The sequence below is a fragment of the Brevundimonas naejangsanensis genome, assembly GCF_000635915.2.
Classification (GTDB): domain Bacteria; phylum Pseudomonadota; class Alphaproteobacteria; order Caulobacterales; family Caulobacteraceae; genus Brevundimonas; species Brevundimonas sanguinis.
This window is the reverse complement of record NZ_CP015614.1, coordinates 1,616,455-1,639,232: the sequence shown is the minus strand read 5'-3', so window position 1 is coordinate 1,639,232 and position 22,778 is coordinate 1,616,455. Positions and strand designations below refer to the sequence as shown.

The following is a 22,778-nucleotide window of genomic DNA, read 5'->3' as shown; positions in this document are numbered from 1 at the left end:
GTAATGCTCGCCGCATAGGGGACAAGAACGCTGGCGCAGACCGAAGTTCATCTTTACTATAGGCTGCGCGGACGCCGTTAGTCGCGCCGCGTCAGGGCTTCTCCCTTTTCGATGTTGACCATCGCTATCGTCGTCGTGCTGCTGCTTGTGGTGCTGAACGGCCTTTTCGCCATGACCGAACTTGCGGTCGTGTCCTCCCGAAAGTCCAAGCTGCAGAGCCGCGCCGAAAGAGGCGACCGGGGCGCCCGAGCCGCGCTGAAGCTGGCCGAGGAGCCCACGCAGTTCCTGTCCGCCGTCCAGGTGGGCATTACCCTGATCGGCATTCTGGCGGGCGCCTATGGTCAAGCGGCCATCGCCGGCCAACTGGATGAAATCCTCAAGGCGAACCTGCCCGCCCTGGCGCCGTATTCGCAGATCATCGCCACCGCCGTGGTGGTGGTGCTGATCACCTATGTCTCGCTGATCGTCGGCGAGCTGGTGCCCAAGCGTCTGGCCCTGATCTTCCCTGAGGCGATCGCCTCCAAGATGGCCGGCCCGATTGCGACCCTGGCCCTGGCGATGAAGCCGTTCGTGCTGCTGCTCACGGCTTCGACCTCGGGCATCCTCAAGCTGATGGGCGTGAAGGACCGCGATGGTTCGGATGTCACCCAGGAAGAGGTCGAGAGCATTCTGGCCGAGGGCACCTCTGCGGGCCTGATCGAGCCGGAAGAGCAGGAGATGATCGAAGAGATCCTGCGTCTGGGCGACCGGGCCGTCCGCGTGGCCATGACGCCGCGTCACGAGGTCTACTGGATCGCGCTGGACGATTCCGAAGAGACGTTGCGCGAGGAAATCCGCACCTGTCCCTATTCGCGCATCGTCGTGGCGCGCGACAACGACATCGATAATCCGCTGGGCGTGGTCCACAAGAAGGACCTGCTGGACAGCCTGCTGACCAATGGCGAGTTCAACGTCGAGACGCTGGTGGCCGAACCGGCCTTCATCCCCCAGTCGACCTCGGTGCTGAAGGCGCTGGAGATCCTGAAGGGATCGAAGGTGCACATGGCCTTCGTCGTCGACGAATACGGCGCGTTTGAAGGCGTGGTCACGGCGACGGACCTGCTGGAGATGATCGCCGGCGACTTCAACGAAAGCCACGACGAGACCGAGACCGCCGTGCGCAAGCGCACCGACGGCACCTGGGCCGTCGATGGTCAGGTCGACCTGGACGAACTGGGTGAAATCCTGGGCGAAGACTTCGGCGAACACGAAGGCTTCCACACGGTGGCGGGATTGGTGCTGCACCACCTGTCGCGCGTGCCGAACGAGGGCGACATCCTGCAACTGGGCCGTTTCGAGGTCGAAGTCATCGACATGGACGACCGCCGCATCGACAAGCTGCTGTTCCGTCCGATGATCCACACACACGCCGACGACGCCGCCTGATCTCTCAGGCGGCGTCGCGCGGACGCCTTCGATTGTCGGCGGTCGTCAGGCCGTGGGAAGCGGCTGGGCCAGGGTGACGCGATAGGCGCGCATATCCCCGCCCGGCTGGGCCAGGGAGACGTATTCGCCGACGACGAACTGTTCGTCGTCCAGACGGAAGCCCTCTGCGTCCGTATCTTCGCCTGGAAGGTCGAGAACCCACCGGCCGTCTTCGGCGCGCGTCAGTTGGCCGACGGCCAGCGTCTGGGTCCCCTTGAAGCGGCGGACGCGGGTGTTCTCTGGCGCGGCGGCGATGGCGGCTGCGTCAAGGCGGGCGTCCTTGTCCAGCGTCAGCACCAGGTCATAGCCGTCGTCGGCGTTGCCGTGCGGATGGTCAGGCTCGCGCGCCAGTTCCAGGCGGATGTGATGCAGGGCCATGATGCTCAGCCCTTCTCAGGCTTGGCCAGGCTGCTGGCGATGCAGCCGTAGGCCATGCCGACGATGAAGGTCATGAAGAAGGCGCCGATGGCGATGACGGGGGCGATGATGTCTGCGGGCATGGGTGTTCTCCTCTGCCTACAGAAAAGCGGCTGACGGCAAGCGTCGCCTTGATAGAGATCAAAGATATCGCCCTATCAGGCGGCGGCCTGCCGGGGCTTTGCGCTGATCTGGATGCGGCCGTCGGCGGCTATGCCTGAAACGGTCAGGGCGACATCGCACAGGGCGAGGGGCGCCGGGCGGTGGCTGACGACGATCAGGCCCTGGCCGCTGTGGTGCAGACGGGCGGCGAGCCGTTCAAGAACCTGCGCTTCGGTAGCGGCGTCCAGACCCTCGGTCGGTTCATCCAGCACCAGCCAGGGCGCCGGGCGCAGATAGGCGCGGGCGAGGCCCAGACGGCGGCGCTCGCCGCCCGACAGGCGGGCTCCGTTCTCGCCTACGGACGCATCGAGCCCGCCCGGCGCGGCGCGGACGCGGTCGGCCAAGGCGGCGTCTTCCAACGCGGCCCATAGATCGTCGTCGGCAGCCGACGGGGCGGCCAGGCGCAGGTTTTCGCGCACGCTGCCGGTCAGAAGCACAGCCTGTTGCGGCGCATAGGCGAACAGGGGACGCAGGGTCTCGGCGTCGAGGGCGGCGGCGTCGACCTCTCCGTGCAGGATTTCGCCGGGCGAGGCGGGGCGCAGGCTCATCAGGCGTTCGATCAGGGTCGTCTTGCCCGCCCCGGACGGGCCGGCGATCGCCAGACGTTGCGGCGGGGCGACCGTCAGGTCGGCGCTGGGCAGGCGCAGGGTCGGGGAAACGGCGGAGATCGGCGAGGCAGGCGCTTCCTCGTCCAGAAGCTCGCCCAGGCGCTGGACCGCCGCCTTCACCGCGCCGTTCTGGCGCAGGGCGTTGAGCAGGGTTCCTGCGCTTTCGACCGTGGCGACGGCGGCCAGCATGGACAGGGCGGTCAGCGCAGGAGCGCCGGCGCCTGCCGCCAGAGCGGCGCCCGTCACGCCAACGGCCATGGCGAGGCTCTGGCTGGCCATGATCAGACCGCCGGCGCGGGCCAGTCGCTCGGCTGCGTCCTCGACCGCGTCGCCGTGCTCCGCCAGGCGGTCGGCGGCCCAGGCCTTCATGCCATAGGCCTGAAGCTCGGGCGCGGCGGCGGCCAGGGCGGCGAACTCGGTCTTCAGGGCGCCGGACGCCTGCTGGAGGCGCTGGCCGGCGGGCTCGGCGAAGCGGCGTCCGATCACGACGGCCAGGATGACGCCCAGAGCGGCGGCGCCCGCGACGACCAGCGCCGGGGCCCATCCGGCCAGCGCCGCCATGCCGACGCCGGCGATCAGGCCGGCCCCCGCGCCCCAGGGCGTCGACAGGCGCACGAAACGGTCCTGAATCGCGTCCACGTCCTGAACCAGTCGAGCGGAGGCCTCGCCGCCCGCCAAGGAAAGGGCCTTGGTCGTGGGGGCGCGGGCCAGGCCGATGAACAGTTGCGGACGCAGGGCGGCCAGCGCCTTCAGCGCCGCGTCGTGGCCGGTGACGCGCTCGCCATAGCGCGAGGCGGTGCGCACGATGGCGAAGAAGCGGATCATGGCGCTGGGCACCATGTAGTTGAAGACGTGGGCCACGGCGGGTCCGGCGGCCCCGGCCAGGGCGGCGGCGGTGATGAACCAGCCCGACAGGCCCAGCAGCAGGACGGCGCCGGCCGACACCAGGGCGGCGGTGACAGAGGCGGCCAGCAGGCGCGGGCGCTGAGCCTTCTCCTGCGCGCGGGTCAGGGCCTTCAGGCGGGCGACGCCGGGCGAATCGGACCGGCTCACAGGCGCACCACCTTGTCGGCCAGGGCTGCCACCGCGTCGGAATGGGTGGCGATCAGCACGGTGCGGCCGCGCGCGGCCTCCCGAATGACGGGCAGCAGAGCGGCTTCGGCTTCGGCGTCCAGGTTGGCGGTGGGCTCGTCCAGCAGCAGCAGGGGTGCGGGCTTCAGGAAGGCGCGGGCCAGGCCCAGACGGCGGCGCTCGCCGCCCGACAGTCCGCCGCCGCGTTCGTCGATCAGACGATCCAGCGCGCCGTTCAGGCCCGCCTTGCGCGCAGCCTGCTCCACCGCCTCGGGCGTCGCGCCGCGATGGGCCAGGGCGATGTTCTCGGCCAGGGTTCCGCGAATGACGACAGGGGCTTGCCCGGCCCAGGCGATCCACTCGGTCAGGTCGCCCGCCTGCGACAGGCGCGTATCGCCGACCATGATCTCTCCCGCGCTGAGGGGCGACAGGCCCAGAAACAAGTGCAGCAGGCTGCTCTTGCCCGAACCGCTGAGGCCGGTCAGGGCGACGATGGAGCCGGGGGCGACATCCAGAGTGAAGCCCTCGATCACAGGCGCGCCGTCATAGGCGATGGCGACGTCGCGGAAGGCGATGGCGGGCGCCTGGCCGGGGCGAGGCGGGCGCGTGGTCCGCGCGGCTTCGACGCTCAGGCGACGCAGGCTGGGGACGGCGGACTCGGCGGCCTGACGGTCGTGGTAGGCGGCGGCGAGGCGGCGCATCGGCTGATAGACTTCCGGCGCCAGGGCCAGAACGAAGAAGGCGCGAGTCAGGCTGAGCTGTTCCGGCGCCGGAAAGGGCAGCAGCTTCAGCAGGTTGAAGCCGCAATAGACAGCGACCAGGGCCACGGCCAGGGCGGAGAAGAACTCCAGCACCGCCGAGGACAGAAAGGCGACCTTGAGCACCTTGCCGGTGCGGCGGGCCAGGTCGTCCGAGGCGCGGGCGATGACGCGGCTCTGTTGCGTCTCGGCCTGAAAGGCGAGGATGGCGGGCAGGGCGCGCACCCGGTCCAGGAACAGGCCCGACAGGCGCTCCAGCGCCTGGAACTGACGGCGGCTTTCGACGCCCGCCGCCATGCCGGTCAGGGCCATGCCGATGATGAAGGGCAGCAGGGTGAAGATCAGTATGCCGGCGGTGAAGGGGCTGACCACGGCGGTGACGGCGATCAGAATCAGCGGTGAGGCGGCGGCCGCCGTGCGGGCGGGCGAAAAGCGCGCGACATGGCCGTCCAGCGCCTCGACCCCTTCGACGACGGCGGTCATGGCGGCGGCGTCGGACAGGCGGCCGGACAGGGCCTCCGTCAGGATGGAGCGGCGTATCCCGTTCTTGGCGGCGCGGGCGGCGCGAGTGTTCACCCTGACCGCCGTGTGGCTGAGCGCGCCGCGCGCCAGCAGGGAGACAGCCGCCAGACCCAGGCCCGGCAGGGCGCCGTCGATGCCTTGAGGCAGGGCCCCGACCGCCAGGGCCAGACCGGCTGCGAATCCGACCGCAGGCACGGTGTCGGCGATGACCAGCGCCCCGCCCAGCGTCATCAGCCGCCGCCACGGCGTCAGCGCAGCCTTCAGCCAGGCGGCGGGCGGCGTCTCGTCTAAGGCCGGGGCGTTGGGGGCGATCGGCTGGGCCGTCATCTTGTCTCCAGGGTCGATCAGCGGATCAGCCATGATCGCCGACGACGCGGGATTGGGCAAAAGGCCCATGGGACGAAAGGACCTTGGGCGAAACGCCGTCTAGTCCGAGTCGGCCCTGTCGGCTTTGATCAGGATCAAGGCGCGCCAAACCGCGTGGCTTTAGGTTAGAGTAGAACGCCGGTCGATGGGGGCTGGCGGTCAGGAGCCTGGAACGATGATCGACCTGGCGGTCGTAGACCTTTCACGCCTTCAGTTCGCACTGACGGCGCTATACCACTTTTTGTTTGTGCCCCTCACATTGGGCCTCTCCTTCATGCTGGTCATCATGGAGAGCATCTATGTGATGACCCGCCGGCCGATCTGGCGGACGATCACCCGTTTCTGGGGCGTGATTTTCGGCATCAACTTCGTGCTGGGCGTCGCCACCGGCCTGACGATGGAATTCCAGTTCGGCATGAACTGGAGCTACTATTCGCACTACGTCGGGGACATCTTCGGGGCGCCGCTGGCGATCGAGGGCCTGATGGCCTTCTTCCTGGAGGCGACCTTCGTCGGCCTGATGTTCTTCGGCTGGGACAAGCTGAAGCCGCACGCCCACCTGTTCGTCACCTTCATGGTCGCCCTGGGCACCAACCTGTCGGCCCTGTGGATCCTGGTGGCCAACGGCTGGATGCAGAACCCGGTCGGCGCGGCCTTCAATCCCGACACCATGCGCATGGAAATCACCGACTTCATGGCGGTGATCTTCAACCCGGTGGCCCAGGCCAAGTTCGTGCACACCGTGTCGGCCGGTTACGTCTGCGCCGCCGTGGTCGTGCTGGGCATCTCGGCCTTCTATCTGCTGAAGGGCAAGCACAAGGGCTTCGCCAAGCGGTCGATGACGGTCGCCGCAGCGTTCGGCCTGCTGTCCTCGCTGTCAGTGGTCGTTCTGGGCGATGAGTCGGGCTACGCCCTGACCGACAACCAGAAGATGAAGCTGGCCGCGCTGGAAGCCATGTGGCGCACCGAGCCGGCGCCGGCCGGCCTGACCCTGTTCGGCCTGCCCAGCCTTGAGGACCGTCACACCCATTTCGAGGTCAAGGTGCCCTATGTCTTGGGCCTGATCTCGACGCGCAGCATCGACAAGCCGGTCGAGGGCATCCTGGAGCTGGTCGCCGTCGCCGAAGACCGCATCGAACGCGGCGTCGTCGCCTATGACGCGCTGGAGAAGGTCAAGGCCGATCCGACCGACATGGCCGCGCGCGGTCAGTTCGAGACGGTCCGCAACGACCTCGGCTACGGCCTGCTGCTGAAGCGCTATGTCGAGGACCCGCGCACGGCCACGCCGGACCAGATCAAGCAGGCCGCCTGGTCGACGGTGCCGAACGTGCCGCTGATGTTCTGGGTCTTCCGCTTCATGGCGGGCATCGGCTTCCTGATGATCGGCCTGTTCGGCACGGCCTTCGTGCTGTGCACCCTGCGCAAGCATGAGACCAAGTGGTTCCTGCGTCTGGCCGTCCTGGCCATCCCGCTGCCGTGGATCGCCATCGAGGCCGGTTGGCTGCTGGCCGAAGTGGGTCGTCAGCCGTGGGCCGTGGAAGGCGTCTTGCCGACCTTCCTGGGCGCGTCCAGCCTGACCGTGGCGCACCTGTGGACCACGATCATCTGCTTCACCCTGCTGTACGGCGCCCTCGCCGTCGTCGAGGTCGGCCTGATCCTGCGCGCGGTCAAGAAGGGGCCGTTCGCCGAACAGGAAGCCCGTGAAGAAGACGCCCGCACGGAAGGCGAGCCCGCGGTCGCCTGACCCGGTCGTTGAAGGAAAAGAGAGATGGAACTCCCCCTCGACTACACCACCCTCCGCCTGATCTGGTGGGGACTGCTGGGCGTGCTGCTGATCGGCTTCGCCCTGACCGACGGGTTCGACATGGGCGTCGGCGCCCTGTTGCCCTTCGTCGCCAAGAAGGATGAAGAGCGTCGCATGGTGATCAACACCATCGGCGCAACCTGGGAAGGCAACCAGGTCTGGCTGATCGTGGGCGGGGCGGCGATCTTCGCCGCCTGGCCGCAGGTCTACGCCGTCAGCTTCTCGGGCTTCTACCTGGCGATGTTCCTGGTGCTGTCCGCGCTGATATTGCGGCCCGTGTCGTTCAAATACCGCTCCAAGCGGCCTGAGGCGCGCTGGCGCTCCATGTGGGACTGGGGCCTGTTCATCGGCAGCTTCTTCCCGGCTCTGGTGTTCGGCGTGGCGGTCGGCAACGTCCTCATCGGCGCGCCCTTCCGCCTGACCAGCGACCTGCGCAGCTTCTATGAAGGCGGCCTGCTGGGCCTGTTCACGCCCTTCACCCTGCTGTGCGGCCTGCTGTCGGTGTCCATGCTGGTCCTGCACGGCGCCGCCTGGTTGGCGATCAAGGGCGAAGAGGGTCCGGTGCTGAAACGCGCCCGCGCCATCGGCACCGCCGCCGGCGTGGCCAGCCTGGTGCTGTTCGCCATCGGCGGGGCGATAGTGGCCTTCGGCGACATGGGCTTCCGCATCACCGGCGTGGTCGATACGGCGGGCGCCTCCAACCCGCTGCGCACGGCGGTCGAGGCGGCGCCGGGCGCCTGGATGGACAACTACGGCCGCTATCCGTGGATGATCATCGCACCCGTTCTAGGCTTTGCGGGCGCTGCGGTCGGCCTTTTGGGGATGTGGCGCAAGTCGGCCGCCCTGGCCTTCGGCGGATCGTCGGCCTCGGCGGTCGGGATCATCTCGACGGTCGGCCTGTCGATGTTCCCCTTCATCCTGCCCAGCTCAATCGACGCCCAGTCCAGCCTGACGGTGTGGAACGCCTCGTCCAGCCATACGACCCTGTTCATCATGCTGGTGACGACGGTGGTCTTCCTGCCCTTCGTCCTGCTCTACACCTCCTGGGTCTATAAGGTGCTGTGGGGTCGCTCGACGATGGACGCGCTGAAGACCAACCCCGACCTCTACTGATCCCGCGAAAGGAGATCATCTCATGTGGTATTTCGCCTGGATCCTGGGCCTCGGCCTGGCGGTGGCCTTCGGTGTTCTGAACGGCCTGTGGCACGAGTTCCGCCTGTTCGACGAAGGGGACGAGGGGCACTCCGAGCCCTGATCCCCGTCCTCTGACGGACTGGACTGAATCATCCCCTTCGGCGCCCGCCGGAGGGGATTTTTCTTGGGCGAAACGGATGAAATATCCGTCGCTTGCGATGGATCAAGGCGGAGCAGGCGGCGTGTGTTCACAGTGATTGGGACATCGAAGCCGGGCCCTCTTCCGACCCGGCGAATGTCGGGGATTGAACCGATGAAAACCGCCGCCGCCCTTATCGCCTCCGTCAGCCTGCTGGCCGTCGCCGGCGCCGCATCCGCCCAGACGACCGCCCCCGAACCGGTGGGCAAGGGCTCGCTGATTGTGACGGCCCGCATGACGGGCGTCCTGCCCCAGGCCGACGACGCCATCGTCACCGCCGCCAGGGCCGACAGCGGCCTGAAGGTCGATGTGGGCGACGACTGGATGCCGACGCTGGGCTTTACCTATTTCGTCGCCGACCACTGGGCCGTCGAGGCCATTCTGGGCGCCACCCAGCACGAGGTGCGCGCCAAGGGCGGGACGACCGATGTGGCCGTGCACGAGACCTGGGTGCTGCCGCCGGTGGTGACGCTGCAATACCGGCCGACGCCGAACGCAACGGTCAGCCCCTATGTCGGGGCGGGCGTCAGCTACATGGCCTTCTTCAGCGGCAAGGACAAAAACGGCTTCGAGGTCGATCTGGATGACGGCTTCGGCGTCGCGCTTCAGGCCGGGGCCGACTGGAACATATCCGGCCCGTGGACGCTGAACCTGGACGCCAAGAAGGTGTGGTTCGACACGGACGCCAAGATCAACGGCGGCGCGCTGAAGAGCAGCGTCAGTCTGGATCCCTGGGTCGTGTCGGTGGGCGTCGGCCGCAAGTTCTAAGAGCCGATGCGGGGAGGGGCGCGGAACGTCAGGCCGCGCCCCCTTCACCCTATTCGTCGAAATGGATCAGGCGGCGCCTTCGCCCAGAGCCTTGAGTGCGGCTGGGTCCGGCAGGGCGACGTCATTGCCCGGCAGCAGCTGGATCAGGCCCGAGGTCTTGAACTGGGTGAAGACCCGGCTGACGGTCTCGATCGTCAGGCCCAGGTAGTCGGCGATGTCCAGCCGGGTCATCGGCAGGTGGACCTGACCCTCCGGGCCGCCCAACTGAACCTGACGTTCCGCAAGACGGGTCAGGAAGCTGGCCAGCCGCTCGCGCGCGGTCTTGCGGCCCAGCAGCACGATCTGTTCTTGCGCCGCCATCAGTTCGTCCCCGGCCAGCGCCACCAGCCGGTGCTCCAGCGCGGGCAGGGCGTTTAGCAGTTGATCGAAATCGCTGCGCCGGAAACGGCAGGCGTTCAGCGGCGTCAGCGCCTCGGCCGTGAAGCTGGACGCGCCGCGTCCGCCCAGGCCCAGAAAGTCGCCCTGGAACAGGAAGCCGGTGATCTGGCGTCGTCCGTCGGGCAGCAGGCGATACAGCTTCACCGCCCCGTCCACCACATTGAAGACGAAGGGATTCGGATCGCCTTCGTGGAACAGGGCCTGTCCGGGCTGGGCCGTGACGGTCTCGCTGGCGCAGGCCATGCTCTGCAGCTCATGCCCCTTCAGGTCGGCGCAGACGCCCAGCGGACGGGCGCCGCAGTTGGCGCACGGATGCACGTCCTCCAGACGCACCTCTTCGATTTGGGTCTGGGCCGCAGCGGTGTTCACGAAGGTCGTCTCCCGGATGACGGAGCAGTCTAGGCCAAGCGTCGCCGATTCCGAATAGGTCAGCCTGTCCTAGCCGTCCTTTCGACGGCGCAGTCCGGCGCCTGGGCCTCTTCGGCATAGCGCAGCCGGGCGCCCAGTTGGGCGGCCAAGGCGGTCAGCTCGACGGCCAGGCTCTGACGCACCAGCGGGCGCACGCCCATTTCGCGCACCACGAAGGGGCCGGCCCACAGCGTTTCGCCGTACTCCAGATCAGGCTGGCGCCACCAGCTGACGAAGCCCAGAACGCCGCCGCGTTGATTACGGGCGCTGAGGATGCCGCGGCTTTCCGGCGCGGCGCGCCAGGCCGACAGGAAGGCGTCCCACTGGGCGGGCTCCAGACTGGGGCGCCACAACCGCGCCAGCGCAAAGGCGGCGGGCGCCTCGGCTTTGCTGAGGGGGGACACCTCGAGACGAGGCGCTTCGGGCGCGAGGCGGGACTCTGTCATGGGACGATTGGAACCGAAGCGGCGTCCAGTCGCCTTGATCTGCGTCAAGGCCGGGTCGAAGCTGCCGTCCCAGTCTGCTGTCGCCTTCTGTTGGAGAATCGCCATGAGCTCGACCTCGCGCACGACCCCGATCCATGGCGGGGCGGTCGCCGCCATCCTGAAGCTGCTGGATAGTCAGAAGCTGATGACCCTGGCGGTGAATCGGGCGGATGGGCGGCCTCAGGCTGCGACGCTCGGCTATCTGAACGACGGGCTGAACCTCTACTTCGTTACCGGCCGCGACAGCGAGAAGCTGAAGAACCTGACCGCAGATCCGCGCGTGGGCGTGGCCGTGCGCGGCGTGGGCGAGGAGGGGGAGGCGGTCGGCGTCTCCATCGACGGTCGCGCCGAAGAGGTCACGGACGGCGACGAGGTGAAGCGCGTCAACGATCTGATCATCAAGCGCGCGCCAGAAGTCAGCCCCTGGGCGCCGGGCGGGGACGCCGTGGCGGTGGTTAAGGTTGTTCCCGAGGAGATCGAGGCTGTGGCGGTGATCGATGGCCGCAGCCGCGCCCAGACCTTCTCGATCGGCGACGCCGACGATCTGGTCAAAGGCCTGAGCTATGAGCCGAGCGCGGTGGCGCGGTTGTTCTGAGGAAAATCCGCGGCTTCATGCGTCTGCGGCGCAGATGGCCCTTGAAATGGCCGTAGGGCTCGGGCATACGCCCCCCTCTGGCGAGGGTCGCGCCGCTGGAACGATTTCCACGGCGCGCTGATCTTTGTCCGGGACACTAGGAGTGTAGCTCAGCTGGTAGAGCATCGGTCTCCAAAACCGAGGGCCGGGGGTTCGAGTCCCTCCACTCCTGCCATTCCCCCTGTTGTTATCGCCTGGGACTTCCCATGTGGGGCAGCAGGATCCAGAGGTTGAAGAGACGTCAAATGGCCAAGGCGAAGACCCCCGGCGGCCGCCGCACCACGGGGACCAAGACCGCAGCAGCCGCGCAAGGCGCAGCGACCGTGGCCGTCGACGCGCCCGCGCCGAAGAAAAAGACGTCCATCCCCCAGTTCATCAGCGAAGTCCGCGCTGAGGCCCGCAAGATCACCTGGCCCAGCCGCAAGGAGACCTGGATCACGTCGGTGATGGTCTTCATCATGGTGCTGATCGCAGCCGCTTTCTTCTGGATCGTGGATACGGGCCTTGGCTTCGCGTCCCGCATCATCCTCAGCCTTGGCCAATAAAGGAGACGCGCACATGACCGATGCAGCGCCCAAGCCGGCAGCCAATCCCCGCCACAAGTGGTACATCGTCCACGCCTATTCCAACTTCGAGAAAAAGGTCGCCGAACAGCTGCGCGACCAGGCCAGGCAACAGGGCCTGGAAGACGCCTTCTCCGAAATCCTGGTCCCGACCGAGGATGTCGTCGAGATCCGTCGCGGCAAGAAGGTCAACGCCGAGCGCAAATTCTTCCCCGGCTATGTGCTGGTGAAGATGGAGATGACCGACGAGGCCTATCACCTGGTCAAGAACACGCCGAAGGTCACGGGCTTCCTGGGCGCCGCGGGCGGCACCAAGCCGCTGCCGGTCTCGGAACGCGAAGTCCAGAACATCATCGGCCAGGTGGAAGAGGGCGTCGAGCGTCCGAAACCCACCATCCGCTTTGACATCGGCGAGAACGTCAAGGTCACCGACGGCCCGTTCGCCAGCTTCGACGGCCAGGTCGAGAGCGTCGACGAAGAGAACGCCCGCCTGCGCGTGGCCGTCTCCATCTTCGGCCGCCCGACCCCGGTCGATCTGGAATACAATCAGGTGGAGAAGGTCAGCGCCTGATCGGCCGCTGACGCCACGCAGAGATCGGGACCGTCTCCGGGCGGTCCCGTTTGCGTTTTCAGGGTCTGCCTGCTAAACGCGCGCCTTCGCTGGACGACCCTGGAGTCGCCCAGCGTCAAATCCGTGGGAGGCAGCCATGCCGGACCACGGCTCACCGGCCCGACGCATCGTCATCGGGTCATTCATAGGAGAGACCAATGGCCAAGAAGATTCTCGGCTATATCAAGCTGCAAGTGCCGGCCGCCTCGGCCACGCCTTCGCCCCCGATCGGCCCGGCTCTGGGTCAGCGCGGCGTGAACATCATGGGCTTCTGCAAGGAGTTCAACGCGCGGACCGAGAAGGAAGCCAAGGGCACCCCGCTTCCGACCGTCATCACCGTCTATCAGGACAAGTCGTTCACCTTCATCACCAAGACGCCCCCGGCGACCTGGTATCTGAAGCAAGCCGCTGGCATCAAGTCGGGCTCCAAGCTCGTCGGCCGCGAGTTCGCCGGCAAGATCACGCAGACGCAACTGCGCGAAATCGCCGAGAAGAAGATGAAGGACCTGAACGCGAACGACCTGGACGCCGCGTCGCGCATCATCGAGGGCTCGGCCCGCGCCATCGGCATTCAAGTGGTGGAGGGCTAAAGACATGGCTAAGCAGACCAAAGCCCATAAGGCCCGCACGGGCGTGACCGAAGACCTGCTGGTCTTCTCGGAAGCCATCAAGCTGGTGAAAGACAACGCCAAGGCCAAGTTCGACGAGTCGATCGAAATCGCCATCAACCTGGGCGTCGACCCGCGTCACGCCGACCAACAGGTCCGCGGCGTGGTGAACCTGCCCTCGGGCACCGGCCGTGACGTCCGCGTCGCCGTCTTCGCCAAGGACGCCAAGGCTGAAGAAGCCAAGGCGGCCGGCGCCGAGCACGTCGGCGCTGAAGACCTGTACGAGAAGATCGCCGGCGGCTTCATGGAGTTCGACCGCGTGATCGCGTCGCCGGACATGATGGCCCTGGTCGGCCGTCTGGGTAAGGTGCTGGGCCCGCGCGGCCTGATGCCGAACCCGAAGGTCGGCACCGTGACCCCGAACGTCGCTCAGGCCGTCAAGGACGCCAAGGGCGGCGCCGTTGAGTTCCGCGTCGAGAAGGCGGGCATCGTCCACGCCGGCATCGGCAAGGCCTCGTTCACCCAGGACGCCCTGGAAGCCAACGTCAAGGCCATCGTGGACGCTCTCGTCCGCGCCAAGCCGTCGGGCGCCAAGGGCACCTATGTGAAGCGCATCGCCCTGTCCTCGACGATGGGCCCGGGCTTCAAGGTCGACCCGGCTTCGCTGGGCGCCTGATAGGCTTCACGGCTAAGAATGACGACGGCCCCGGAAGAGCGATCTTCCGGGGCCGTTTTCTTTGTTCGATGGGCCGCGCAGACGCACCGTGGGCGGGCCACGGAGCGCGGAACAGCGAGGCTAATCCACCGTTCTGTACCCGGATGACTTGACGAGGCGGGTGGGAATCCGGTCTTGGAGCCCGGGCGCCCCGGCGGCGACCGTATCGGAGAGGCTTCATGCTCAACTGGTTTCAGGCGCTGCTGCCTAAGGAAGATAACTTCTTTCGGCTGTTCGACGCCCATGCTCTGAGCCTGGCCCACGGCGCTGCCGCGCTGCGCAAGATGATGGACGGCGGGCCCGAGACCAGCGAATGGTGCGCCAAGGTGGTCGCGCATGAAGAGGAAGCCGACGAGGTCGCGCGCGAGGTTCTGTTCGCCGTGCGCCGTAGCTTCATCACCCCGTTCGACCGGGCCGACATCCGGGGGCTGACCAACTCTCTGGACGACACCATCGACCAGATGCAGAAGGCGGCCAAGGTCGTCACCCTGTACGAGATGCGCGACTTCTCGCCGAAGATGCAGGAACTGGCCGACATCGCCGTGCAGTGCGCGGCCCTGACGCAGGAAGCCTTCACCCTGCTGCCGGCCATGCGCAAGAATCACGACCGGCTGAACGTCCTGACCGAACAGATCACCGACCTGGAGGCGCGCAGCGACGACCTGTACGACGCCGGGATGAAGGCGCTGTATGAGGCGCACCGCCATGACGGCACGGGCGGCAACACTCTGGGCTTCATCATCGGCAGCCAACTGCTGGATCACCTGGAGAAGGTGATCGACCGGTTCGAGGATGTGGCCAACCGCATCAACGGCGTCCTGGTCGAGCACCTGTAGAACCATCATGGATCACGCCCTCCTGATCCTGGTCTTCCTGATCGGCGTCGCCCTGCTGTTCGACTTCCTGAACGGCCTGCACGATGCGGCCAACTCTATCGCCACCATCGTCGCCACGCGCGTCCTGCCGCCGATCTATGCGGTCGGGTGGGCGGCCTTCTTCAACTTCATCGCCTTTCTGTTCTTCGGGCTGCACGTTGCGGACACGATCGGCCGGGGCATCATCTCGCCCGACGTCATTTCGGATCAGGTGATCTTCGGCGCTCTGATGGGCGCCATTCTCTGGAACGTCATCACCTGGATGTTCGGGATTCCGTCGTCCAGTTCGCACGCTTTGATCGGCGGCCTGTTGGGGGCCGGCATCGCCAAGGCGGGCAGCGGAGCCGTGGTCATCAGCGGCGTGCTGAAGACGGTCGGCGCCATCTTCATGTCTCCGGCCATCGGCTTCCTGCTGGCGCTGCTGCTGGTGCTGATCGTGTCCTGGCTGTTCGCCAAGGCCAATCCGAACTTCGCCGACAGAATCTTCCGTGGTTTGCAGTTCGTCTCCGCCTCGGCCTATTCGCTGGGGCACGGCGGCAACGACGCCCAGAAGACGATGGGCATCATCGCCATCCTGCTCTATTCGCGCGGCATGCTGGGGGCCGAGTTCCATGTGCCTTTCTGGGTGGTCATCACCTGTCAGGCGGCCATCGCCCTGGGCACGCTGTTCGGCGGCTGGAAGATCGTTCACACCATGGGGTCGCGGATCACGCGGCTTAGCCCCCAGCAGGGGTTCTGCGCCGAGACGGGCGGGGCCATCACCCTGTTCGCGGCGACCAGCATGGGCATTCCGGTGTCCACCACCCACACCATCACCGGCGCCATCGTCGGCGTGGGTGCGGCCAAGCGGGTCTCGGCCGTGCGCTGGAGCGTGGCGCGCAGCATCGTCACCGCCTGGTTCATCACCATGCCGGCGGCCGCCGCCATCGGCGCCCTGTTCTACGCCCTGGGCGGCCTGTTCCTGACCTGATGTCGAACAAGCCCCGGACCCTGTCATCGGAGACGCGCCAGGTCGCGGCCTTGCCCTGGCGGCACGGGCCGGACGGCGTGGAGATCATGATGATCACCTCGCGTGAGACGCGGCGCTGGGTCATCCCCAAGGGCAACCGCATGGCGGGCAAGACCGACGCCGAGGCCGCCGTGATCGAGGCCTATGAGGAGGCGGGCGTTCAAGGCGACGTCATGGGCGCGCCCATCGGCTGGTTCCGCTATGGCAAGCGGCTGAAGTCCGGGCGGGTCCAGGCCACCATCGCCAGCGTCTATCCGCTGGAGGTCTTCATCCAGCTGGGCGCCTGGCCCGAGGACGCCCAGCGCGAACGCCGCTGGATGTCGGCTGATGACGCTGCAGCCGTGGTGGACGAGGCGGAACTGGCGGAACTGATCCTTCACTTTCAGCCTAGCGGCGCGCCCGAGTAGGGCGATTGCCTTCCACCCAAGCCCTGTGGTTGATTTTCCCGCCGGGCCGTGTATAGAGCCCGCATCTCGTCAGGGCCTCGGTTCTGACGATGCCTGTCCGAGAACTTCGGGATGCGGGGGTCGCCCGCGTCATAATCGTCCAGAGAGCCCTCTGGCGCCGTGGGGAGATGGGGATGCAAAGAGCTTTCGTCCTGCCGGTATCCGGCGGGCGGGCCGCGCTTCCTTCGGACAATAAGACCGGCCTGAACGCTGTGCAGCGATGCATGGCGCTTAAGCCAAATCCGTCGTCGGGAATAAGCCCGGCGGCGAATGCCAAAACTGGAGACCACAATGGACCGCGCACAAAAAGCCGAGTCGATCGAACAGCTGAAGAGCGTGTTCGCCGACGCGGGCGCCGTGGTCGTGACCCACAACCTGGGTCTGACCGTTGTGGAGATGGAAGACCTGCGCCGTCGCCTTCGTAAAGAAGGCGGTGCGTTCAAGGTGGTGAAGAACCGTCTGGCGCTCAAGGCGCTGGGCGTCGAGGAAGGCAGCGAGTACCACGACCTGTTCAAGGGTCCCGTGGGCATCGCTTATGCAGCCGACCCGGTCACCGCCGCCAAGGTCACGGCCGAATTCGCCAAGGGGAACGACAAGTTCAACATCCTTGGCGGTTTCATGGGCGACAAGGTTCTGGACGCCAAGGGCGTCGAGGCCCTGTCCAAGCTGCCGTCGCTGGATCAACTGCGCGGCAAGCTCATCGGCCTGCTGCAAGCCCCGGCGACCAAGGTTGCTGGCGTCCTGCAGGCGCCGGCCGGCCAACTGGCTCGCGTCTTCAACGCGTACGCGACCAAAGACGCCGCCTAAGCCCCGTCATCTCTGCATATCTCTCTGAACCTCATCCTACCGAAGGAAGACTAACATGGCTGATCTCGCCAAAATCGTTGAAGAACTGTCGGCTCTGACCGTCCTGGAAGCCGCTGAACTGTCGAAGCTGCTGGAAGACAAGTGGGGCGTCTCGGCTGCTGCTCCGGTCGCCGTCGCTGCTGTCGCCGGCGCCGCTGCTCCGGCTGAAGCTGCTGAAGAGCAAACCGAGTTCACCGTTGTCCTGGTTGACGGCGGCGACAAGAAGATCAACGTCATCAAGGAAGTCCGCGGCGTCCGCACCGACCTGGGTCTGAAGGAAGCCAAGGACCTGGTCGAAGGCGCTCCGCAGCCGGTCGTCGAGAACGTCTCGAAGCAAGCCGCTGAAGAGCTGAAGAAGAAGCTGGAAGAAGCCGGCGCCAAGGTCGAAATCAAGTAAGATTTCGGATCTGGCCTCTGGTTCGCCAGAGACAGCTTTCAAAGCAAGACGGGCCGGAGGGAAACCTCCGGCCCGTTTTCTTTTTGGCGGTAAAGATATGCGCTGCGTTTTTCCCTCCCTGTCCCGGGGAGGGTGGCTGAGCCGACAGGGTGAAGCCGGGTGGGCGCGACGAGGCTCTCAGGACGCCGAGGTCGGGATCGCCTGGCCGCCCCCACCCGGTCTCCGCTTCGCTCCGACCACCCTCCCCGAGACGGGGAGGGAGAGGTGCCGCGCCTTGGTCCCTACCGCCGACGCGGGCTGAGGATGTCGCCCAGCCGATCCGGCGTGCCGGGAATGCGCTCCAGGCGCGGGTAACGCAGGCCGTCGTGGTAGTCGAAGTCGACCGTGCGATAGCGGTCGCCGTTCTTGAGCAGCAGGCGGATCGGGGCGTCGGTTCCCTTGGCGGCAGTGACGGCGTCGCGCAGTTTCTCGGCCGAGGCGGCGACGTCGTTGACGGCGACCAGTTCCCAGCCCGGCCCGATGTCGGCTTCGAAGGCGCGGCCGCCCCAGCGGATGCCGGTCAGCTTGTTCGAGGACGACAGGGTGAAGCCCAGGGAATACTGGAAATCGTTGGCCCAGCCCGACTGGACGCGCTTTTCATCGGCGGTCAGGCTGTCGGTGTAGGTGAGGCGGTAGCCGCCGCGGGTCAGACCGTCCAGCGGCGCCTTGGCGTCCGGCCCGTTGGCGTCGAGGCGCGTGCGCAGGAAGGTCGCCCAATCGTGCGGGTGGACCGCGTTCAGCGCCGTCACAACGTCGTCGAACGTATAGCCGCGCGGCGCCCAAGAGCCGTCGTCGCCGCCGAAGAAGCCCTTGGCGAAGTCATCCAGCGACTTCTTGCCGCCCGTCGCCTCGCGGATCAGGGTGTCGGCGTCCAGCCAGATCAGCAGGGCCTCGCGGTAGTAGTCCCCGGTGCCGCGCATCCACGAGGAATAGGGGTTCGAAGTGCGATAGCCGAGCAAGTTGTGGTTGTTCGTATCCTGCAGCGGACGCCATTCGCGGCCCGGCTGGTTGGCGTAGAAAGCCGCAACCTCGGCGAAGCTGGTCAGGATGTCGGCCTTGGAGGCCAGGCCCGAGCGCGCCGTCAGCACGTCGCCCCAGTATTCGGTCTGGCCTTCATAGACCCACAGCAGAGTGTTCTGCGTCGGAATGTTGTGGTTGGCGGTCAGTTCGTCGGCGGGGCGCTGGCGCTTGCCGTTCCAGGCGTGGGTGAACTCGTGCGGCAGCAGGCCGACGGCGCCCATGCTCTTGCCCCAGTTGGTGAAGAAGTCGGCCGGGACCGAGTTCTCGGACGAGCGGTGATGCTCCAGTCCGATGCCGCCCAGCTTGGACGTCGCCGCCAGCAGAAAGTCGTAGCGGTCATAGGGGCGGGCGCCGAACAGACGGTCGGTTTGGGTCACCAGATTTTCGAACCAGCCCAGTTGCTCGGCCGTGGGCGCCAGATCCTTGGCCGTATCGGCGATGATGTTCAGGTGCACGGCGCCTTCGCCGTCGCCCCGGCGCGGGTCGATGGCGATGCGCTGGAAGTGGGCGCCGCCGAACAGGGGGCTGTCGATCAGGGTGTAGAGGTCGGTCGGCTTGAACGTGGCCAAACCGTCGACGAAGCTTTCGGTGTCGAGGGCGACGCCGTATTTCCAGCCCTGCGGCAGGCGGATCGACGGGGCGAAGGTGATGCCGGTCGAGCGATAGCCCGCCGGATAGAGCAGGGCCTTCTCCCACTGCAGATTGACCATCTCGGGCGTCATGACGACGCGCCAGGTTGAGTTGTCGGGCTGGGTCAGCCACTGGAACTCGACGGTGATCTCGCTGATCCCTTGCGGCACGTCGAGGTGGAAGGCGTAGGGGTCGATGGTGTCGCGCAGCCAGCCGATGCGCTGTCCGCCGCCTTGGACCGTCACGCCAGAGACCAGCTGGATCGGGCCGGTGGCGGCGTGGTTGCCGGGCAAGAACTTCGGATAGAGCAGGACCAGATGGCCGGGCTGGACCGGGATGGTCTGGCGCACGCGGACGATCTTCTTCTCGACGTCGGTGGCGTCCACCTCATAGCGGATGACGCCAGGATAGGCCTCGGCGTTCGGCGCTGGGATCGGCGGCAGGGCGCGGGGCAGGGCCAAGGGCGTGTTCTGCGGCGTCGGTGCGGCGGGCGCCTGCGGGCCGGTCCATTGCTGGGCGAGGGCGGTCGAGGCGGCGGAGGACAGCAGCAGGGCGAGGGCGGCGGCGGGCAGGCGGCGAGTGATGATCATACTGTTCTCGTAACCCTTCTCCCCTCGGGGGAGAAGGTGGGCGGCGACGGAGCGCGACCTTCTCCCTGCCGTTCATCGGGAGGGTGGTCGCAGCGAAGCGGAGACCGGGTGGGGAGGGCTTGGCGATGTAGGACGCCGGCGCTTGATCAGCCTTGCCGCCCCACCCGGCTTCGGCCTGACGGCATCAGCCACCCTCCCCATGAAGGGGAGGGAGAGACGCCGCGCGTGGCTTTACCGCCGCTTCGGCGACAGGATGTCGCCCAGCCGGTCGGGCGTGCCTTCGATGCGCTCCAGGTGCGGGTAGCGCAGGCCGTCGTGGTAGTCGAAGCGCACCGTCTTGAAGACGTCGCCGTTCTTCAGGATCAGCTCGATCGGTTCGGGCGATCCCTTGGCGGCGGTGACGGCCTCCTTCAGCACGTCGGCCGAGGCGGCGCGGCCGCCGACGGCGACGACTTCCCAGCCCGAGGTCAGGCCCTGCTCGAACGCCGGGCCGCCCCACAGGACGGAGGTGATCTTGTTCGAATTGTTCATCATGAAGCCGAGCGAATAGGTGAAGTCGTTGCGGCCCAGTTCCTTATACAGGGCGCCCATGTAGCCGGACGGCTCCTCCTTGAAGACCAGGCGGTAGCCGCCGCGCTCGATGCCGTCCAAGGGACCGCGCGAGCCGGGGCCGACCGCGTCCAGCCGCTCGCGCAGGAAGGCGGCCCAGTCGTTGGCCTGCACCCCGTTCAGGGTCGAGGTCACGTCGGCGAAGGTGTAGGGGGCTGGATCCCAGTTCCCGTCCTCGACGCCGAAGAAGGCCTTGGCGAAGTCGTCCAGCGATCGCTTTCCGCTCGTCTGCTCTCGGATCAGGGTGTCGGCGTCCAGCCAGATCAGGGAGCCCTCGCGGTAATAGTCCTCGCTGCGCTGATAGGAGCCCCACGGCTGCGGGCGGCGCTGGCTGATGATCGGGTCGTTGGTGGTGTCCTGCATGGCGCGCCACTGGCGGCCGGGGATGTTCTGGAAGCTGGCTGCGCTCATGGCCAGCACGTCCAGCGCTTGCTGCTTGCTCATCAGCCCCGCGCGGGCGGTCAGGACAAGGCCCCAATACTGTGTCTGGCCCTCATAGACCCACATGAGGGAGTTCTGCAGCGGCTCGTTCAGATTGGGCGTCAGCTGATCCGCCGGGCGGCGCCACTTGCCGTTCCAGCTGTGGGTGTATTCGTGGCCCAGCAGGTCGCGGTCGGCCAGGGTCGCCTCGCGGTCGGTGAAATACTTCACGTCGACGCTGTTCTCGGACGAGCGGTGATGCTCCAGGCCGATGCCGCCCAGCTTGTCGGTCACCGCCAGCAGGAAGTCGTAGTGGTTGAAGTGGCGCGCGCCGAACAGGCGGTCGGCCTGCTGGACCAGATTGCGGTGAAGCTGGATGTGCTCGTCGCTGGCTTCCAGCATCTTGGCGGTGTCGGCCACGACGTTCAGGCGCACCGGCGAGCGGCCGCCCGGATCCAGGTCGATCTGGCGATAGTGGGCGCCCGCAAAGACCGGGCTGTCGGCCAGATGCTCCAGCGTGATGGGGGCGAAGGTGGCCAGGCCATTCTCGAAGCTGACGGTGTCGAGCCCGGCGCCGTAGTTCCAGCCCTGCGGCAGCCTCAGCGTCGGCTGGAAGGTGATCTGGCGCGAGTAATAGCCCGCTGGATAGAGCAGGGCCTTTTCCCACTGGATGTTGAGCATCTCGGGCGTGACGACGACGCGGCCCTGAGCGCCCTCAATCGGCGTCAGCCACTGGAAGGCGACATCGACCTCGCTCACCCCGGCCGGAACCTCGATCTGATAGGCCCAGGGCTGGACGGTGTTGCGCACCCATGCCAGCCGCTGGCCGTTGGCGGTGAAGGTCAGGCCGCCGACGTTGGCGACCGGGCCGACCGGGCCGTGCTGGCCGGGAATCCATTGCGGATAGAAGAGGATCAGCGGGCCGGGGCCGCTGACGGGGATGGTCTGGCGCACCTGGATCAGGCGCCGGTCGATGTCGGTGGCGTCGACATGCAGCTTGATGACGCCGGGATACGCTTCGTCCTTGGCGGCCGGAATCGGCGCGAGCGCGACGCGAAGGGCGGGCGTGCCGACCTGGGCCAGCGCGGGCGCGCCCGCTGCGAACAGAAGGACCGAGGCGCTGGCGGCCAGGAGGAAACGTTGCATGACGGCTATCTCAGGACGGCCGCCCCCACGCGACCTCGACAAGGAGGCGCAGACGACAGCGTGTCGCCGGCGTCGTCAAGGCGAATGACGATTCCGTGTCGCGGCCGACCCGTCAGCCCTGCGGGTTCACGTCCAGCAGTTCGACCGTGAAGCGCAGCGCCGAGTTGGCGGGGATTTCCGTTCCCATCCAGCGCGAGCCGTAAGCCAGGTCGGCGGGGATGACGAACTCATAGGTCTCGCCCTCGCGCATCAGAGCCACGCCCTCGGTCCAGCCCTTGATGACGCGGTTCAGGGGGAAGGTCGCGGGCTCGTTGCGCGAGTAGGAGCTGTCGAATTCGCGCCCATCGATGAAGGTGCCGCGATAGTGGACCTTGACCGTGTCGGTCGCGGTCGGCTGGGCGCCGTTCGGATTGGCCTTGCTGACGAGGCGATATTGCAGGCCCGAGGGGGTCGAGGTCCAGCCGCGACGTTGGCTGTTCCACATCAGATAGGCGGCCTGGCCGACCTCCCAATTTTCCTGAGTCGCGGGTCCGACCGCCTCGCGCAGGCCGGGGTAGCCGACATCGGACGTCGAGGCGCAGGCGGCGAGCGATAGAGCGGCGAAGAGGGGCAGGGCGATGTGCTTCATAACGCAAGGCTTATCATATCAGCGTCATCGCGCCAGATGATTGAGCGAACGCCCCGCTCCTGTCATCCTGGAAGACACGCAGCGGCTATCCGGGATCGTCCGGAAGCGCCGCGTCTTGGGCGGTCCCGGCTCCGCCCGGCTGCGCCGCATGGCCGGGATGACGGTCCAGGATCAGATTATGCACAGGGCCTTTATTTCGCCGAAGAAGGGCGTATATATGCGCGCTTCGCAGATTCCATGAATCCCGCGCGAAAGCGCCGAGGCCCGGTTTGTCGCCCTCCGACCGGTGCGAAGGCGTCGCCCCTCCCCAAGGGGGCGGATACATCCAGGCGTCCTGATCCGCGTGAGGATCGAGGGTGGACGCCGAGAGACATTTAACGGTCACGGAT

General features: G+C 66.9%; 23 protein-coding genes and 1 tRNA gene. 16 read left to right on the top strand and 8 right to left on the bottom strand.

Features of this window, described 5'->3' with window-relative positions; all coding sequences use genetic code 11:
- The first annotated feature begins 111 nt into the window (after positions 1 to 111).
- Entirely contained in the window at positions 112 to 1,425 is a 1,314-nt protein-coding gene (locus DA69_RS07740) for a hemolysin family protein (protein ID WP_025976254.1), read from the top strand.
- Between the two features lie 45 nt (positions 1,426 to 1,470).
- Here the strand turns inward: DA69_RS07740 and DA69_RS07735 are convergent, their stop codons facing one another.
- The 3 genes from DA69_RS07735 to cydD all read right to left on the bottom strand — a co-directional run bounded on the left by DA69_RS07735 (position 1,471) and on the right by cydD (position 5,362).
- Positions 1,471 to 1,842 (bottom strand): hypothetical protein, encoded by a 372-nt coding sequence (locus tag DA69_RS07735; RefSeq protein WP_025976255.1) that lies wholly within the window; start codon positions 1,840 to 1,842, stop codon positions 1,471 to 1,473.
- Positions 1,843 to 2,039: 197 nt separating this feature from the next.
- Entirely contained in the window at positions 2,040 to 3,704 is a 1,665-nt protein-coding gene (locus tag DA69_RS07730) for an amino acid ABC transporter ATP-binding/permease protein (protein WP_025976256.1), read from the bottom strand.
- Positions 3,701 to 5,362 (bottom strand): thiol reductant ABC exporter subunit CydD, encoded by a 1,662-nt coding sequence (gene cydD / locus DA69_RS07725; RefSeq protein ID WP_235599133.1) that lies wholly within the window; start codon positions 5,360 to 5,362, stop codon positions 3,701 to 3,703. The genes DA69_RS07730 and cydD overlap by 4 nt, the downstream gene beginning before the upstream one ends.
- A gap of 184 nt (positions 5,363 to 5,546) precedes the next feature.
- Here cydD and DA69_RS07720 point away from each other — a divergent pair, with 184 nt between their 5' ends.
- From DA69_RS07720 to DA69_RS07705, 4 genes are all read left to right on the top strand, one after another.
- Entirely contained in the window at positions 5,547 to 7,112 is a 1,566-nt protein-coding gene (locus DA69_RS07720; RefSeq protein WP_025976258.1) for a cytochrome ubiquinol oxidase subunit I, read from the top strand.
- Positions 7,113 to 7,136: 24 nt separating this feature from the next.
- Positions 7,137 to 8,285 carry a cytochrome d ubiquinol oxidase subunit II gene (cydB, locus tag DA69_RS07715; protein ID WP_025976259.1) on the top strand — a complete coding sequence of 383 codons (1,149 nt, stop codon included), beginning with the start codon at positions 7,137 to 7,139 and terminating at the stop codon, positions 8,283 to 8,285.
- 22 nt (positions 8,286 to 8,307) lie between these two features.
- Complete coding sequence (cydX, locus tag DA69_RS07710) at positions 8,308 to 8,427, top strand: cytochrome bd-I oxidase subunit CydX (protein WP_024355286.1); 120 nt, start codon at positions 8,308 to 8,310, stop codon at positions 8,425 to 8,427.
- 192 nt (positions 8,428 to 8,619) lie between these two features.
- Positions 8,620 to 9,273, top strand: coding sequence for an OmpW/AlkL family protein (locus DA69_RS07705; protein WP_025976260.1), 654 nt, complete (start codon positions 8,620 to 8,622; stop codon positions 9,271 to 9,273).
- Positions 9,274 to 9,339: 66 nt separating this feature from the next.
- Here DA69_RS07705 and DA69_RS07700 read toward each other — a convergent pair whose 3' ends face one another.
- Together DA69_RS07700 and DA69_RS07695 are read right to left on the bottom strand one after the other, a co-directional pair.
- Positions 9,340 to 10,080 (bottom strand): Crp/Fnr family transcriptional regulator, encoded by a 741-nt coding sequence (locus DA69_RS07700; RefSeq protein WP_025976261.1) that lies wholly within the window; start codon positions 10,078 to 10,080, stop codon positions 9,340 to 9,342.
- 59 nt (positions 10,081 to 10,139) lie between these two features.
- Positions 10,140 to 10,670 carry a hypothetical protein gene (locus DA69_RS07695; protein WP_025976262.1) on the bottom strand — a complete coding sequence of 177 codons (531 nt, stop codon included), beginning with the start codon at positions 10,668 to 10,670 and terminating at the stop codon, positions 10,140 to 10,142.
- On the opposite strand from DA69_RS07695, the gene DA69_RS07690 reads away from it, so the two are divergent.
- From DA69_RS07690 to rplL, 11 genes are all read left to right on the top strand, one after another.
- A complete protein-coding gene (locus DA69_RS07690; RefSeq protein ID WP_029972303.1) occupies positions 10,669 to 11,199 on the top strand; it encodes a pyridoxamine 5'-phosphate oxidase family protein in 531 nt (176 codons plus the stop codon). The two genes, DA69_RS07695 and DA69_RS07690, sit on opposite strands and share 2 nt — an antisense overlap.
- Positions 11,200 to 11,337: 138 nt before the next feature.
- Positions 11,338 to 11,413 (top strand) — tRNA-Trp (locus tag DA69_RS07685).
- A gap of 70 nt (positions 11,414 to 11,483) precedes the next feature.
- Complete coding sequence (gene secE / locus DA69_RS07680) at positions 11,484 to 11,783, top strand: preprotein translocase subunit SecE (protein ID WP_025976264.1); 300 nt, start codon at positions 11,484 to 11,486, stop codon at positions 11,781 to 11,783.
- Positions 11,784 to 11,796: 13 nt separating this feature from the next.
- Positions 11,797 to 12,372, top strand: a complete 576-nt coding sequence (nusG, locus tag DA69_RS07675) for a transcription termination/antitermination protein NusG (protein ID WP_025976265.1) — start codon at positions 11,797 to 11,799, stop codon at positions 12,370 to 12,372.
- 197 nt (positions 12,373 to 12,569) lie between these two features.
- A complete protein-coding gene (gene rplK / locus DA69_RS07670; protein WP_024355292.1) occupies positions 12,570 to 13,001 on the top strand; it encodes a 50S ribosomal protein L11 in 432 nt (143 codons plus the stop codon).
- Positions 13,002 to 13,005: 4 nt separating this feature from the next.
- Positions 13,006 to 13,695: a 50S ribosomal protein L1 gene (rplA, locus tag DA69_RS07665; protein WP_025976266.1), complete on the top strand. Its 690-nt coding sequence runs from the start codon at positions 13,006 to 13,008 to the stop codon at positions 13,693 to 13,695.
- A gap of 218 nt (positions 13,696 to 13,913) precedes the next feature.
- On the top strand, positions 13,914 to 14,570 hold the full coding sequence (locus DA69_RS07660) for a DUF47 domain-containing protein (RefSeq protein WP_025976267.1): 657 nt from the start codon (positions 13,914 to 13,916) through the stop codon (positions 14,568 to 14,570).
- 7 nt (positions 14,571 to 14,577) lie between these two features.
- Positions 14,578 to 15,579, top strand: a complete 1,002-nt coding sequence (locus DA69_RS07655) for an inorganic phosphate transporter (protein WP_025976268.1) — start codon at positions 14,578 to 14,580, stop codon at positions 15,577 to 15,579.
- A complete protein-coding gene (locus DA69_RS07650; protein ID WP_025976269.1) occupies positions 15,579 to 16,025 on the top strand; it encodes an NUDIX hydrolase in 447 nt (148 codons plus the stop codon). The genes DA69_RS07655 and DA69_RS07650 overlap by 1 nt, the downstream gene beginning before the upstream one ends.
- Before the next feature lie 330 nt (positions 16,026 to 16,355).
- Entirely contained in the window at positions 16,356 to 16,871 is a 516-nt protein-coding gene (rplJ, locus tag DA69_RS07645; RefSeq protein ID WP_024355300.1) for a 50S ribosomal protein L10, read from the top strand.
- Positions 16,872 to 16,926: 55 nt separating this feature from the next.
- Positions 16,927 to 17,307 carry a 50S ribosomal protein L7/L12 gene (gene rplL, locus DA69_RS07640; protein ID WP_025976270.1) on the top strand — a complete coding sequence of 127 codons (381 nt, stop codon included), beginning with the start codon at positions 16,927 to 16,929 and terminating at the stop codon, positions 17,305 to 17,307.
- Positions 17,308 to 17,588: 281 nt separating this feature from the next.
- On the opposite strand, the gene DA69_RS07635 is transcribed toward rplL, so the two are convergent.
- The 3 genes from DA69_RS07635 to DA69_RS07625 form a co-directional block, all read right to left on the bottom strand.
- Positions 17,589 to 19,586: a M61 family metallopeptidase gene (locus tag DA69_RS07635; RefSeq protein ID WP_029972304.1), complete on the bottom strand. Its 1,998-nt coding sequence runs from the start codon at positions 19,584 to 19,586 to the stop codon at positions 17,589 to 17,591.
- A 231-nt stretch (positions 19,587 to 19,817) separates the two neighbouring features.
- Positions 19,818 to 21,761: a M61 family metallopeptidase gene (locus tag DA69_RS07630; protein ID WP_025976272.1), complete on the bottom strand. Its 1,944-nt coding sequence runs from the start codon at positions 21,759 to 21,761 to the stop codon at positions 19,818 to 19,820.
- A gap of 112 nt (positions 21,762 to 21,873) precedes the next feature.
- Positions 21,874 to 22,389: an FKBP-type peptidyl-prolyl cis-trans isomerase gene (locus DA69_RS07625; RefSeq protein WP_025976273.1), complete on the bottom strand. Its 516-nt coding sequence runs from the start codon at positions 22,387 to 22,389 to the stop codon at positions 21,874 to 21,876.
- Between the last annotated feature and the right edge of the window lie 389 nt (positions 22,390 to 22,778).